Genomic DNA, 11,725 nt, shown 5'->3' with positions numbered 1-11,725 from the left:
GGCATGCGCACCACCACCCTGGCCATGGTGCTCACCGGCGCCGCCAACCTGCTGCCCGCGCTGTTCTTCATGTTCACCGTGCTGCTGGGCAGCAACGGCCTCAACTCAACACAGGGCGCCCGCCTGCTGGGCACGATGGCACTGTTGCTGGCGCTCATCTGGATCGCGGGCCTGTTCCTGGCCCGGCACATGGCGCAGTGGGGGCTGGAGCGCGGCTGGTCGGACCTGGCCAGCATCGCTGCAGCCGGCACGGGCGCCGTAGCGGTCTATACCGTCATGGCCGTGCTGGCCACGTTCATGGTGCTGCTGTGGGTGGGTGCATGAACGAGTGCCGCCGCATCCCGCAATGCGGGCACCAACGCCTGGGCTATATGAAAAGCGACAACCTTTCCCAACCCACCATGCTCCGCACCCTGCACACCATCACCCTCGCCCTACTCATCACCTCCGGCGCCGCCCACGCAGCCGAGCACTTCTGCGGCCAGCCCACCGCCCACCCCATCGACAAGGCACTTGGTGCTGCCTCCGCGCGCAGCGGTGGCGTTACCGTCGACCTGCACGACGCCCAGTCCGCCGCCTATGCGGCGTGGGACAAGGAGCTCAACCGCATCTACACCCAGACACTCAAAGCCGCAGGCCCTGCCCGGCGTGATGCGCTGCGTGCGGCGCAGCGGGCATGGCTGGCTTTTGACACCGCCCAGGGCCAATGGGACGTCGCGATGCATGCCGACCAAGGCAGTTCGGCCGCACTGAACATTGGCGGGGCCGCCCTGGAGCGCCGCCGCGCCCGCGTGTGCGACCTGAGCAACGACCTGCAAAGCCTGAAGAATGAATGAGCGGCCTACTGCGCGCCGAGCACTGCTGGCCGACCCAGGCCGCGCCCAGGGCGGCGCACGCGTGTGGGTGCGCATCCGCAACGACTCCCGTGAGCCCTTCCAGCAAGTCTGGCAAGGCCTGCCCACCCACGGTACCGCCGTGGAACTGGGCCCCCTGGCCCCGGGCCAGACAAGCCGCTGGCACGCCTTGCCGGCACAGCCTGCCGCGCACTATCGCAAGACGCGCATCCAGCTGGCCCGGCGCCAGATCATCCACGTGAACGATGGCGCCTACCCTGGTGGACACAGCACACTCGCTGCGAACCACCGCTACACCTTCGCCTACACGCTCACAAACCGCACACTGGGGCTGGCCGTGATCGAGGAAGGCGTACAGCGGCTCGGTGCGACTCGACCCTGAATACTCCTGAAAATAACTGCTTGCGCCCCGCGCGCCTCGGTCAATGCCAGTGAGACTCTCCGCAGCACGTCGTGGCGCGGCGTCTGCCAAAAGCATGCGCGTGCAACCTTGTTCATGAACCGAGCCCGGGCGCTGGGTAAATGCTCCCAGCCCAAAGCTCAGGCCGGCCCCAGCGCCATCCTCGACGACGCCGTTGCCTCGTTTGCGTGCCGGATCTCCACCCTATTGCGTCCTGCGCGCTTGGCGTCGTAGCAGGCCATGTCGGCGGCGTACAGCACCGATGGCACGTCCTGCAGGCTGGCATCGAGCACCACCAGCCCGATGCTCACCCCGAGCGTGAAGCTCCGGCCCTGGTAGGCGGGCTCCCAGGCCTGCACGGACGCGCGCAACTGCTCTGCCACGGCCTGGCCGCGGGCCAGGGCGCAGCCGGGCAGAACCACGGCGAACTCGTCGCCACCCAGGCGCGCAGCCCAGCCCACCTGGCGCACTTGCGACTCCAGCAGGCGGGCCACGTGGCGCAGCACGTCGTCGCCGGCGTCGTGGCCGGCGATGTCGTTCACCACGGTGAAATGATCCAGGTCCAGGAACAGCACCACGCCATCGCCCGGGGCCTCGCCGCCGCTGGCCTGCGGCTCGCGCGGGCGTGCGGAGCGCTCGGCCAGCAGCAGGCCCAGGCGCTCGTCGAACGCGGTGCGGTTGTACAGCTGCGTGAGCCCGTCGTGGGTGCGCTCCCACGCGTGCTGGGCCTGGGCCTCGCGTGCGGCGGTGATGTCTTCCAGAATCCACACCGTGCCGCCGGCCATTTCGTCGGGCTGCACGCCGCGGCCCTGCACGCGCGCCCACACGGGGCTGCCGTCCTTGCGCATGAAACACACGTCGCCGTCGAACACCCCATGCGACGCAAATTCGGCCTGCACACGGTCACCGATGCGGCTGTACTCGGCGTCGCTCGCATACAGCGCGCGCGCGGGACGGCCCTGCAGTTCGCCGGCGCTGTAGCCCAGCATCACGCAGGCCTGGCGCCCCACCACCTCGAGGATGCCGTGGCGCGAGATGACGATGCCCACCGATGCGTTGTCCAGCACTGCCTGGAACTGCCCATCGAGCGTGGCTTTGTGGATCTGCTCGCGGCTGCCCTGCTGGGCCAGACCCTGGAACACCTGCACCAGCTCGCCCACCTCGCCGCCCGCGCGCGGCCAGTCGATGTCGGGCGCCTGGGGCAGCGGCTGCCGCACGTCGCGGCGCAGCATCTGGCGTGCGCTGTGCCGAAGGTGGGCCAGGGGCTGGGCCATCCAGACCATGGCAATGGCCACGAGCAGCATGCACAGCGCCATGCTGGCTGCCGCCAGCCACCAGGCTTCGCGCTGCGCGCCTTGCAATGGGGCCAGCAGCGACTGTGACGGGCTCACCCGCGCCACGATCCACTGCGGCAAGGGCATGCCCGCCATGCTGACGATGTGCCCGGACTCCTGGTGCGTGGCCCCGCGCCCCGCCACGGGTTGCGCCTGGTTCAGCCAGCGGGTGTATACAGGCGCCAGGCCGGTCTCGTCCTGCACCTTGCCCAGGATGCGCGCGGGATCGGTGTGCGACAGGATGGTGCCGTCGCGTGTGAAGACGATGAGCCGCGAGCCGTCGCGCGCCGGCAGTGTCATCGACGGCGGCAGCAGGCCTTGGGATTGCAGGCGCAGCGCTCCCGCCACCACGCCCAGCACAGAACCGTCCTCGCGGTGCAGCGGCATGGTGAACATCACCCGCGCATCGCTGGTGCGGGCCGCGATGAGTTCAGAAACCAGAGGTTTGCCGTCGACCAGCGTGCGGCGCAGGGCATCGCGCTCGGCAGGGTCCAGGTCGGCGGCCTTCTCAAGCCGCCCCCCGCGCAGGTTCATGCGCAGCTCGCCGTTGGCGCGGGCAACCTGCATGGCGTCGAAAAACTGCACCGCGGGCAGACCCTGCTGCAGCAGCCATTCCAGGGTGGATGGCGATTCGAGCATGCCGGGCGTGATGCCGGCCGAGACGGTGCGCAGCACCTTCTGGCTTTGCTCGATCTTGCTGGCCAGCAGGCGCGCCACGACTTCGACCTCGTCGGTCTGCTGGGCCACCACGCGGCGCATGGCCTCTTGCCCCGAGGCACGGGTAACCAGCCAGGCTGCCACCGCGCCGGACAGCGCGACCGCCAGCACCGCCACCAGCACCAGCCGCAGCACCAGCGAACCGGGCACGAACCAGCCCGGCGCATCTGGTGGGAGCGCGGGGTGGTCCGGGGGCGTCATGGACACTCCGAGGAGGGAGCGCGACGCAGATGGGTAGCGTTGGGCATGGGCGTGTCGGGTGAAACCGGACTTTTGCCAACGAATATACGCAGCCCCTGCCCCTGGGGGCTTGGGTGGAACCCTCAGTCAGGCAGGGGAAAAACCCTGACTTTGAAGCCCCCCTGAGCCGCTGCGCGGCTTCCCCCGGAGGGGGACGCACCCGGTGGACTGGCGGAGCCAGATCCACGGGTGCGCTGGCCTGGGGCGTGCCTGTGCGACGGGGGGCGGACGTTACGGCGCGCGCATCAGCAAGCCGCCCTGCAAACTTGCACTGGCGCCCGGTCAGCACCCGGCCATCGTTTGAAGAGCCCGCGGATGCGGCAGGTTGAGCACGTTGCCGGTGCCGTGCACCAGGCCCAGCTCGCGCAGGTGGCGCAGTACGCGCGAGAAGGTTTCGGGGGCAATACCCAGTTGCGCGGCGATCAGGCGCTTGCGCAGGTGCAGCGTGACCTGCATCGCGCCGCTATGGTCAGGCTGCGCATGTTTCAGCAGCCACTGCGCGCAGCGCGATTCGGCGTCCTGCGCCAGGCGGCTCACGGCCAGCTCGGACTGCTGGCGGTAGCCCTGGGCCATGTCCAGCAGCAGGCCGCGCGCGCCTGCAGGCATGTCGGACAGGCTGCGCTGGAACTCCTCGATGGGCAGACGACGCACCTGCAGGCGGGTGTCGGCCACCATGTCCACCGGGAACGGCATCCCCAGCAGCGCAGACGCAGCGTCCAGCCAGAACGGCCCCTCCACCGCTCCCAACTGGTGGCGCAAAAATCCGTCGTCGAGCACACCGCGCAGCACACGGCCGCTTTCAAGGTGCATCACCGACGTCAGCACCTCGTTGCGCCTGCGCAGCACCTCACCGGCGGCAATCACCTCGGTGGCGGCGGGCAGTGAGAAATAGGTAGAGGGCAGCATGGAACCGACTGTGCCGCGCGGGCAGGCTGCCGGCATTGAGACAGATCAAAGCCACACCACGCCGCGGCCCGCGCCGGGCCGTGGTGGCTGCAAACCCACACACTGCAACACACACCGCAGCGCCGCGCCAACGCGCGCCCGCCCCTACGGACAGCTTGCAGCAGATTCGTGACAGCTTGTAACTAACCTGTCACACACCGCCGGTATCTTTCGCACTTAGCTCAAGGTAACCAACGCGATGCAGAACATGAAGGAGGGCCGGCTGGCGGCAATGAAGGGGCTGCTCTCGTGCACTTTGCGCGACGGCACCGGGCCCGTGGCCGCGCTCATGCAGCAAGGCGGCCACCTGCACTGTGTCTTCCAGCCGCTGGCCGACCTGCGCGAAGGCGCCGTGTATGCCCACGAGGCACTGATCCGCGGCCCCGAGGGCACGCCGCTGCACACGCCCGACGCGCTGCTGGCACAGGCCCAGCGCGAAGGCATCCTGCGCGACTTCGAGCTGCTGTGCGTCTTCACGGCGCTCGAACAATGGGGCGCCTTGGGTGCACCCGGGCGTTTGTTCGTCAACATCAGCGCCGATGCGCTGGTGCACGGCGTGGCGCTGTTGGGTGCCGAGCGGCTGGGCGAGGTGGTACGCAGCTTCGGCATGAGCGCCCGCATGCTGGTGCTGGAGATCACCGAGCACGAACGCGTGAGCGACATGCCGCAGCTGCGCCAGGCCATCAAGGCCGTGCACGCCTGCGGCGCCCGCATGGCGCTCGATGACTTCGGCGACGGCCGCTCCAGCCTGCGCTTGTGGTCCGAGGTCAAACCCGACTTCGTGAAGATCGACAAGTACTTCATCCACGACATCAGCGACCACCCCGAAAACCTGCAAATGCTGCAGGCCATCAAGGGCATTGCGGACGTGTTCGGCACCACGCTGATCGCCGAGGGCATCGAGACCCGCGACGACCTGCGCGCGCTGCGCGACCTGGACATCCCCTACGGCCAGGGCTGGCTGCTGGGCCGCCCGGCTCCGGCACCGCGCAGCGCCGTGGAGGGCCCCGCGCTGGAGGTCATGCAGGACCGGCGTGTGGCCGTGCTGCCGCACCTGGGCCAGACCGCGCGCCCCGGCGTGCTGCGCAGCCTGCTGGTGGTGCAGGCGCCCACGGCATCGCCCGCGACCAGCAACGACGCGGTGGCGGACCTGTTCCACGAACGCACCGAACTGCACGCGCTGGCGGTGGTGGACGGCACACGGCCGGTGGCGCTCATCAACCGCCAGCAGTTCATGAACCACTACGCCACGCTGTACTTCCGCGAGGTGCACGGGCGCAAGCCGTGCCTGGCCTTCGCCAACCAGTCGCCCCGCGTGGTGGAACTGGACTGCGACGTGGACCAGCTCGTGGGCATCCTCACATCGCAGGACCAGCGCTACCTGAGCGACGGCTACATCGTCACCGACAACGGCCGCTACCTCGGACTGGGCACCGGCGACCAGCTGGTGCGCGCCGTGACCGAGACCCGCATCGAAGCCGCGCGCCACGCCAACCCGCTGACCTTCCTGCCCGGCAACATCCCCATCAGCCTGCACATGCAGCGCCTGCTGGACGCGGGCACCGAGTTCGTCGCCTGCTATGCCGACCTGAACAACTTCAAGCCCTTCAACGACCACTACGGCTACTGGCGCGGCGACCAGATGATCCGCCTGGTGGCCCGCCTGGCCACAGCCCACTGCGACGCCCGCCGCGACTTCGTGGGGCATGTGGGCGGGGACGATTTCATGCTGGTGTTCCAGAGCAGCAACTGGCTGCAGCGCTGCAAGAACATCGTGGATGAATTTGCACGCGAGGCGCTCACGCTGTTCGACGACGCGGCGCGCAAGGCGGGCGGCATCGGGGCCGAGGACCGCCATGGGGTGCAGCGGTTCTTTCCGTGTACGACGCTGTCGATCGGCGCGGTGCGGATCATGGCGGGGCGGTTTCGGCATGCGGAAGAGGTGGCTAACCTGGCGGCTGTAGCCAAGCATGAGGCGAAGCAGTCAGCCAGCGGTGTGGTGCTGCACGGCACAACAGCTAACTCAGCCTTGGGCCGCGCGCTACAGGATGTGTTGGCAGCGTAACGAAGCGGGTTGAGCCAGACCCCGGATATGAGAAAGTTCGCCAGTGGCGCGAGACGGCATCCAGCAGCGAGCCCATCGATTGCAAGGCCCCTGAAAGGCCTTCTACGAGCACAGGTCCTGGTTTAGGCCCGGGCCGACTTGGCAAAGATCAACCCAAGGCGTGGCGAGCCAGATCCGCTACAGCCAGCTCCTTGTCGGCCTCGTCGCGCTCTCCGTCCTCCAAAAACCAGGCGGCCGACAACGCCGCATGCGCCATGACCCATTGCAGCAAGCGGCGCCTGTCCAGACTAGCTGTATTGAGCACGATGTCGAGCTGCCGCGCAAAACGCGTGGGGTCGGTGCAGGTCTTCAAGTCAGGGTTGCACAGTACATTCACATAGTCATAGGAGCGCTCGCCAGTCACGCGCTTGGGATCGATGGCAAGCCAGCCGCGCTCACCGAAATCGAGGATGTTGCTGTGATGCGCATCACCATGCAGCACCACCTGCTCGTGCTGTGAGTCCAGCAACCTGTTGGCGACTACCGCACATTCGGCCATCAGGCCGCCTTCGCGCTGCGCCATCGGCGCCAGCGATTCGAAGAAACAGGAGAGAGACAGTAGTTCCTCAGGCGGCGGCGAGGGGCGCTTTGCATGCAGCTGGCCGATGGTGTCGCAAACAATTTTTGTGGCGGCGTCATCCTGGCCATTGGCAGCCATTGTCAAAAGATGACCCGGGCCGGCAGCGCGCTCCATCAGCAGCGCGCCCGCCTGCTCATCGCATGCATAGACACGCGCCGCGCCATGGCCGTCCCACCAACACATCACCAACGCGCCAATCCGCTCATCGATATGCCGGGCGATCTTGATCATCGCGAGGCGGCCGTCCGGGTGCTCGGCGAGGCGAACCGGCATCAGGTGACCCGCATGGGTCGCGAATGGTTGGCCGTCTGGCTCCGCCTTCCAGCGCTGAAGGTAAGGATCGAACAAGGTCAGTTCGGACATACAGCTGTCTTCCTGCGACCAAACAATCTGCAGGTGTCTTCGGTGGTTGCGGCGACTAAGTGGTCATGGCCGGCTCTTGCAAGTGGGCCCACGTACCCCACTGAATTCATGGCCCCGTCACCGCCCCCGCCTCGAACCACCGCTTGACCAGCGCCCGCTCCGCATCCGTCATGCCGGTCGCATTGTTCATCGGCATCAACTTCTGCACCACTACCTGCTGGTAGATGGCCTGCGCATGCTGCTTGACGCTGGCGGGCGCGTCCAGCCGCAGGTTCTTCATCTGCACCTGCTCGCCGTGGCACATGTAGCAGCGCTGGGCCAACACGGGCTGCAGCGTTGCATAGTCATTTTGGGCGCTACCGCTGGATCCGCTTGCGCCACCAGCTATCGAAACAGTAGCACTCCCATTGGCGGCGGCAGAAGCAGGGGCTGCTGCTGCAGCAGCAGCTGCAGGCGCTGTGGATACCGCGGGCGCTGCGGGCGTCGCCGCAGCCACCACCGGCGCAGGCCGCATCCACGCGATCACGCTCAGGATGACCACCACGCCCACCAGCGCGTACGGCAGCGGGTTGCCGTTGCGCCCCAGCTTGTAGCCGTGGCGTGCCACGAAGAACTGGCGGATGGCGGCGCCCGCGAACATCATGAGGATCAGCACCAGCCAGTTCTGCGGGTGGCTCCAGGTAAAGCTGTAGTGGTTGCTCAGCATCGCAAACAGCACCGGCAGCGTGAAGTACGTGTTGTGCACGCTGCGCTGCTTGCCGCGCTTGCCGTGGATGGGGTCCACGTCCTGGCCGGTGCGGATCTGGCGGATGACGGTGCGCTGGCCGGGGATGATCCAGAAGAACACGTTCGCGCTCATCGCGGTGGCGATCATCGCGCCCACCAGCAGGAAGGCGGCGCGCCCGGCAAACCAGTGGCACGCCAGCCACGATGCGATGCACACCAGCCCGAACACCAGCGCGCCCACGATGGCGTCGCCGTTCTTCTTCTGGCCGAAGATGCGGCAGATCGCGTCGTACAGCAGCCAGAACACGACGAAGAACGCCAGCGCCACCACGATGGCCGTGGCAGGCGCCCAGTCCATGCGCGACTTGTCGATGAGGTACGTGCTGGCGCTGTACAGGTAAGACACCGTGAACAGCGCAAACCCGCTGATCCAGGTGCTGTAGCTCTCCCAGAAGAACCAGTGCAGGTGGCCGGGCAGCTTGGGCGGCGAGACGGCGAACTTGACCGGGTGGTAGAACCCGCCGCCGTGCACGGCCCAGAGCTCGCCGGAGACGCCCTGCTTCTTCAGGTCTTCGTCCTCGGGCGGCGTGAGGCTGCTGTCCAGAAAGACGAAGTAGAACGACGAGCCGATCCAGGCGATGGCGGTGATGACATGGACCCAGCGCAGCAGCAGGTTGGCCCAGTCGAGAAAGTAGCTTTCCATGGAAATCTCTCAATCAACTTTGGCGGCGCAGGGCGCGCCGCCTGTGTGCAACCTGCTCACCACTGCGGGCGCTCTGAGCAAGACAGGACGGGCTGGTGATCTTCCACAACGGGTAGATCGCCAACACGTTCCAGGAGGTCGCGCACCTTGGTATGCAATTGGCATGCCGGGGCACCGCTGCGACCACTGTTTGTGGACACGAAGTGTATGCACTTTCCGCCTGGGAAGCCAGCAGGCAAACCCCCGGGTTGTCCCGAGGATAGCGGCATGCGGCCGGTCAGCGGTCTACCGCAATGTAGTCCGGGTACTGTGCGCAGATGGCGTCCACCGCACTCAGCGTGCCCGACAGGTGGTCCCGCGCGGCTTGCTGGGCACGCGCAGCGTCGCCCTGGCCCAAGGCCGCCACGATGGCACGGTGGTCCGCCAAAATGGCCTCGGTCTTGCCCGCCGTGGGCAGGTGCAGGCGGCGGAGGCGATCCACATGGCCGGACGACCTCTCCACCAGCACCCACAGCCCCGGCACCGCCGCGGCCTCGTACATGAGCTGGTGAAAGCGCCGGTCGGCATCCACAAAGTCGCCGTAGCGCTGCGCCGCAGCCAGCGATGCCTGCAGCGCGATCTGCGCTTCCAGCTGTGCCAGCAGGCCCGGCGGCGCGTCGCTGGCCAGCTGGTGCAGGATTTCCAGTTCGATGGAGCGCCGCAGGAAATGCGCCTCGCGCGCCGCCGCCACGTCGATGCGCGAGACCAGCGTGGCGTGCTGGGGGAACACATCCACCAGCCCTTCTTCCTCCAACCGCAACAGCGCTTCGCGCACGGGCGTCTGGCTCACGCCGAACTGCTGGGCCAGCTCGCTGCGCACCAGCACCGCGCCCGGCGCCAGCTCCAGCGACAGGATGGCGTGGCGCAGCGTTTCCAGCACCTGGGGGGCGGCCAGGCGCGAGCGGTCCAGCTTGATTTTGCGGGTCAAAGACATCGGAAGATTCTCGCATTGCGCGAGTGATATATTAGTGTTTTAATGCACCACGATGACCCGACGCACCCCAGATTCCTTGCGCAGCGCCCGCTGGTTCGCTGCTGACGATTTCCGCTCCTTCGGCCACCGCTCGCGCGTCTTGCAGATGGGCTACGGCTACGACGACTGGATGGGCAAGCCCGTCATCGCCATCATCAACACCTGGAGCGACGCCAACCAGTGCCATTCGCACTTCAAGCAGCGGGTGGACGACGTCAAGCGCGGCATCCTGCAGGCGGGTGGCTTTCCGCTGGAGCTGCCGGCCATCTCGCTGAGCGAGAGCATGGTCAAGCCCACCACCATGCTGTACCGCAACTTCCTGGCGATGGAAACCGAAGAGCTGCTGCGCAGCCACCCGGTGGACGGCGCGGTGCTGATGGGCGGCTGCGACAAGACCACGCCGGGCCTGACCATGGGCGCGCTCAGCATGGGCCTGCCCTTCATCTACCTGCCGGCCGGCCCCATGCTGCGCGGCAACTGGCGCGGCAAGGTGCTGGGCTCGGGCTCGGACGCCTTCAAGTACTGGGACGAGCGCCGCGCCGGCCGCCTGTCCGACCAGGCCTGGAGCGAGATGGAAGCCGGCATCGCGCGCAGCCACGGCACCTGCATGACCATGGGCACGGCCGCCACCATGATGGGCATCGCCGAGGCCGTGGGCCTGGCGCTGCCCGGCGCGTCCAGCATTCCAGCGGCCGACGCCAACCATGTGCGCATGAGCGCCGAGTGCGGGCGCCGTATCGTCGAGATGGTGTGGGACGACCTCACGCCCGCGAAGATGCTCACCCGCGCCCACTTCGAGAACGGCATCGCCTGCGCGATGGCCATGGGCTGCTCGACCAACGCCATCATCCACCTCATCGCCATGTCGCGCCGCGCGGGGCACCCGGTGGACCTGTCCGACTTCGACGCGGCCAGCCGGCGCGTGCCGGTGATCGCCAACATCCGCCCGAGCGGCGACGCCTACCTGATGGAAGACTTCTTCTACGCAGGCGGCCTGCGCGCCCTGCTGGAGCGCATCCGCGGCCACCTGCACACCGATGCGCTCACCGTCAACGGCAAGACCCTGGGCGAGAACATCGCGGGCGCCGAGGTCTACCACGACGACGTGATCCGCCCCATCGACAACCCCATCTACGCCGAGGGCGCGCTGGCCGTGCTGCGCGGCAACCTGGCGCCCGACGGCGTGGTCATCAAGCCCAGCGCCTGCGCGCCGCACCTGCTGCGCCACACGGGCCGGGCGCTGGTGTTCGACGACTACCCCTCGCTCAAGAAGGCGGTGGACGACCCGGACCTCGACGTCACGGGCGACGACATCCTGGTGCTGCGCAACGCCGGCCCGCGCGGGGCCGGCATGCCGGAATGGGGCATGCTGCCCATCCCCACCAAGCTGCTCAAGCAAGGCGTGACGGACATGCTGCGCCTGTCCGACGCCCGCATGAGCGGCACCAGCTATGGCGGCTGCCTGCTGCACTGCTCGCCCGAGGCGGCCGTGGGCGGCCCGCTGGCGCTGGTGCGCACCGGCGACCGCATCACGGTGGACGTGCCCGCCCGCACCATCCACCTGGAGATCACCGACGACGAACTCGCCACACGCCGCAGCGCCTGGACGCCGCCGCCCCCGCGCTACGAGCGCGGCTACGGCTGGATGTTCGGCCGGCACATCCTGCAGGCCGACGAAGGTTGCGACTTCGACTTCCTGGAGACCACCTTCGGCAAGGCGGTTCCCGAACCCGACATTTTCTGAACG

Annotated in this window: 10 protein-coding genes; 5 read left to right on the top strand and 5 right to left on the bottom strand. The window is 67.8% G+C overall.

Annotated features, from left to right (window positions below; genetic code table 11):
- Positions 1-3 precede the first annotated feature (3 nt).
- The 3 genes from ASF16_RS01075 to ASF16_RS01065 all read left to right on the top strand — a co-directional run bounded on the left by ASF16_RS01075 (position 4) and on the right by ASF16_RS01065 (position 1,236).
- A complete protein-coding gene (locus ASF16_RS01075) occupies positions 4-324 on the top strand; it encodes a hypothetical protein (protein ID WP_056161583.1) in 321 nt (106 codons plus the stop codon).
- 77 nt (positions 325-401) lie between these two features.
- Positions 402-836, top strand: coding sequence for a lysozyme inhibitor LprI family protein (locus ASF16_RS01070; protein WP_156371827.1), 435 nt, complete (start codon positions 402-404; stop codon positions 834-836).
- On the top strand, positions 829-1,236 hold the full coding sequence (locus ASF16_RS01065; protein WP_056161579.1) for a hypothetical protein: 408 nt from the start codon (positions 829-831) through the stop codon (positions 1,234-1,236). The genes ASF16_RS01070 and ASF16_RS01065 overlap by 8 nt, the downstream gene beginning before the upstream one ends.
- Positions 1,237-1,394: 158 nt before the next feature.
- On the opposite strand, the gene ASF16_RS01060 is transcribed toward ASF16_RS01065, so the two are convergent.
- Positions 1,395-3,506 (bottom strand): diguanylate cyclase, encoded by a 2,112-nt coding sequence (locus tag ASF16_RS01060; protein WP_056161577.1) that lies wholly within the window; start codon positions 3,504-3,506, stop codon positions 1,395-1,397.
- A 321-nt stretch (positions 3,507-3,827) separates the two neighbouring features.
- A complete protein-coding gene (locus ASF16_RS01055) occupies positions 3,828-4,451 on the bottom strand; it encodes a Crp/Fnr family transcriptional regulator (RefSeq protein ID WP_056162506.1) in 624 nt (207 codons plus the stop codon).
- Between the two features lie 238 nt (positions 4,452-4,689).
- Here ASF16_RS01055 and ASF16_RS01050 point away from each other — a divergent pair, with 238 nt between their 5' ends.
- Positions 4,690-6,555: a phosphodiesterase gene (locus ASF16_RS01050; protein WP_056161575.1), complete on the top strand. Its 1,866-nt coding sequence runs from the start codon at positions 4,690-4,692 to the stop codon at positions 6,553-6,555.
- A gap of 148 nt (positions 6,556-6,703) precedes the next feature.
- Here ASF16_RS01050 and ASF16_RS01045 read toward each other — a convergent pair whose 3' ends face one another.
- The 3 genes from ASF16_RS01045 to ASF16_RS01035 form a co-directional block, all read right to left on the bottom strand.
- Positions 6,704-7,537: an aminoglycoside phosphotransferase family protein gene (locus ASF16_RS01045; protein ID WP_056161573.1), complete on the bottom strand. Its 834-nt coding sequence runs from the start codon at positions 7,535-7,537 to the stop codon at positions 6,704-6,706.
- Positions 7,538-7,643: 106 nt separating this feature from the next.
- Positions 7,644-8,966: a urate hydroxylase PuuD gene (locus tag ASF16_RS01040; protein ID WP_056161571.1), complete on the bottom strand. Its 1,323-nt coding sequence runs from the start codon at positions 8,964-8,966 to the stop codon at positions 7,644-7,646.
- A 277-nt stretch (positions 8,967-9,243) separates the two neighbouring features.
- Positions 9,244-9,939, bottom strand: coding sequence for a GntR family transcriptional regulator (locus ASF16_RS01035; RefSeq protein WP_056161569.1), 696 nt, complete (start codon positions 9,937-9,939; stop codon positions 9,244-9,246).
- Between the two features lie 52 nt (positions 9,940-9,991).
- On the opposite strand from ASF16_RS01035, the gene araD reads away from it, so the two are divergent.
- Positions 9,992-11,722, top strand: a complete 1,731-nt coding sequence (araD, locus tag ASF16_RS01030; RefSeq protein WP_056161567.1) for an L-arabinonate dehydratase — start codon at positions 9,992-9,994, stop codon at positions 11,720-11,722.
- Positions 11,723-11,725 lie beyond the last annotated feature (3 nt).

The organism is Acidovorax sp. Leaf78 (assembly GCF_001422735.1).
Classification (GTDB): domain Bacteria; phylum Pseudomonadota; class Gammaproteobacteria; order Burkholderiales; family Burkholderiaceae_C; genus Acidovorax.
This window is presented reverse-complemented; position numbering and strand designations above follow the sequence as displayed.